The sequence below is a fragment of the Micromonospora sp. D75 genome, from assembly GCF_018070405.1.
Classification (GTDB): Bacteria; Actinomycetota; Actinomycetes; order Mycobacteriales; family Micromonosporaceae; genus Micromonospora; species Micromonospora chalcea.
Window position 1 is genome coordinate 1 of sequence record NZ_JAGPXV010000810.1, and the last position, 2,219, is coordinate 2,219.

Annotated in this window: 3 protein-coding genes; all 3 read left to right on the forward strand. The window is 74.5% G+C overall.

Annotated features, from left to right (window positions below; genetic code table 11):
* A partial coding sequence (locus tag KBX39_RS29355; protein ID WP_210873642.1) for a M50 family metallopeptidase occupies positions 1-458 on the forward strand: 458 nt, incomplete at its 5' end.
* 49 nt (positions 459-507) lie between these two features.
* On the forward strand, positions 508-1,491 hold the full coding sequence (locus tag KBX39_RS34150) for a ketopantoate reductase family protein (protein WP_210873643.1): 984 nt from the start codon (positions 508-510) through the stop codon (positions 1,489-1,491).
* 62 nt (positions 1,492-1,553) lie between these two features.
* Complete coding sequence (locus KBX39_RS29365) at positions 1,554-2,054, forward strand: SigE family RNA polymerase sigma factor (protein ID WP_043326656.1); 501 nt, start codon at positions 1,554-1,556, stop codon at positions 2,052-2,054.
* Positions 2,055-2,219 lie beyond the last annotated feature (165 nt).

Genomic DNA, 2,219 nt, shown 5'->3' on the forward strand with positions numbered 1-2,219 from the left:
CGCTGCTCGCCGGGTACGTCGCGCCGTCGCTGCTCGGCCTCGGCGGCGCGTGGCTGCTGGCCGGGAACCGGATCACGCTGCTGCTGTGGCTGGCGGTGGCGCTGCTGCTCGCCATGCTGGTGATGATCCGCAACCTGTTCGGCGTGCTCTCGCTGCTTGTCACCGGCGGGGTGGTGCTCGCCGTCTCCTGGTACACCTCGCCCGAGGTGCAGGCCGCGTTCGCCTGGACGTCGGTCTGGTTCCTGCTGCTCGGCGGCGTACGACCGGTGTTCGAGCTGCACCGGCAACGCGCCCGGGGCCGGATGCCGCAGTCCGACGCCGACCAGCTCGCCCGGCTCACGCCGTTCCCGGCGCTGTTATGGGTGGGCGTGTTCCTGCTGGTGAGCGTGGGCGCGCTGGTGGTCGGCGCGCTGCTGCTGGCCGGTCCGATCCTGGCCGACGCGGGGCTCACCGCCTGACAAGCGGCGTATCCGGCGGGCGAGGCCACATAGGGGCAGAATCGGACCCGTGCGATACGTGATCATCGGAGCGGGCGCGGTCGGCGGCACCATCGGCGTACTCCTGGCCGACGCCGACCACGACGTGACGCTCGTGGCCCGCGGCGCGCATCTGGACGCGCTGCGGGAGCGGGGTCTGACGCTGCGCACGCCGGAGCGGGAGGTCACCGGCCGGCTGCCGGCGGTGGCCGGGCCGGACGGCCCGCCCCTGCCGGCCGACACCGTGCTGGTGCTCACCGTGAAGTCGCAGGACACCGTGGCGGCGCTGACGGCGTGGGCGGACGCGCCGGTCGAGGGCGGCGGAACGGCGGGCGAACGGCTGCCGGTCGTGCTGGCCCAGAACGGCGTGGCGAACGAGCCGGCCGCGCTGCGGCGCTTCGCCCGCGTACACCCGGTGTGCGTGTGGCTGCCCGCCACCCACCTGGAACCGGGCCTGGTGGTCGCCAACGGGCATCCGCACCCGGGCATGCTGCACATCGGCCGCTACCCGAGCGGCGCCGACGACACCAGCCGGGCGGTCGCCGCCGACCTGACCTCCGCCGGGTTCGTCGCGCCGGTGCGCGACGACGTGATGCGCTGGAAGTACGGCAAGCTGCTCGCCAACCTCGGCAACGGCCTCCAGGCGCTGCTCGGCCGGGACGTGCCCGAGGCCCTGTCGAAGCGGGTACGCGCCGAGGGCGAGGCGGCGCTCGCCGCCGCCGGCATCGCGCACACCACAGTCGAGGAGGAGGCCGCCGAGCGCGGTGACCTGGTGTCGCACCGGCCCGTCGGCGGCGAGGAGCGCTCCGGCGGTTCCACCTGGCAGAGCCTGGCCCGGGGCGCGGGCTCGGTCGAGACCGACCACCTCAACGGCGAGATCGTGCTGCTCGGGCGCCTGCACGGCGTACCCACCCCGGCCAACGCGGCGGTGCAGACCGCCGTCCGCCGGGCCGTCCGCGACCGGATCCCGGCCGGCGGCTTCCCGCTCGGCGAACTCGAGAAAATGATCGGCTGAGCGGGCAACCGCACCAGGCACGCCAGGCGTGTCCCCTGCGACCGTCACTCGGGAGGTAGCAGGTGCCGGACGTCGACGGATTCGACGAGTTCTACCGGGGCAGCCGACAGCGGCTGCTCGGCTTCGTCTACGTGCTCACCGGCGACCTCGCCGAGGCGCAGGACGCCGTGCAGGAGGCGTACATCCGGGCCTGGCAGCGGTGGTCCACAGTGCGCGGATACGACGACCCGGAGGCATGGGTGCGGGTGGTGGCGAGCCGGATCGCGGTGAGCCGCTGGCGCAGCCTGCGCAGCCGGGCGCGCGCCTATCTGCGCCATGGCGCCGAGGAGAGCATGCCGGCGCCGAGTACCGACACGGTCGAGGTGGTGGCCGCGTTGCGGCGGCTGCCCGAGGAACAACGCGTCGCTCTCGCGCTGTACTACCTGCTCGGCATGCCGGTCGCCGAGGTGGCCCGGGAGACCGAGGCCCCGGTCGGCACCGTCAAGGCCCGGCTGTCCCGGGGCCGAGCCGCCCTGGCCGAACTGCTCGCGGTAGTGGATCTGGAGGAGCCCGCCGATGCGTGACGACGACCTGGCGTTCATCGACGTGATGCAGCGGGACCTGCGCAACGTCCGCTGGGCGGAACCGGCCGAGCTGCGGGCACGTGCCCGGCGCCGCAGCCGCCGCACGGTGGCCGCCGCGGCGGTGGCGGTGCTCGCACTCACCTCCGGGGCCGCGTTCGTGGCCTC